The 269-nt window shown below is 68.4% G+C and carries 1 pseudogene; it reads right to left on the bottom strand.

Annotated elements, in window-relative coordinates:
- Positions 1 to 269 (bottom strand): annotated as a pseudogene (locus QP415_RS11885) (glycosyl transferase); the annotation flags it as partial.

Genomic DNA, 269 nt, shown 5'->3' on the forward strand with positions numbered 1-269 from the left:
TCGTCAGGGCGTGCATCATGAGGTATTGGTCGTAGCGGCAGCGGCGCAGGTCCGCCCAGCCGAAGGTACGGCCGCGCGGCAGGACGTTGCGGTAGCGGATGACGGCCTTGACCGACTTTCCCTGCTTGTCGTAGACGTAGTTGGTGACGAGCATGTCCAGGTCGCGGCCGGCCTCGCGCTCCTCGCGCAGGACGTCGAGGACGGCGTTCGTGGCGCGCCGGTCCAGCCAGTCGTCGGAATCGACGACGCGCACGTGCGTGCCAGTGGCG

It is taken from the genome of Pauljensenia sp. UMB3104, assembly GCF_030217285.1.
Taxonomy (GTDB): domain Bacteria; phylum Actinomycetota; class Actinomycetes; order Actinomycetales; family Actinomycetaceae; genus Pauljensenia.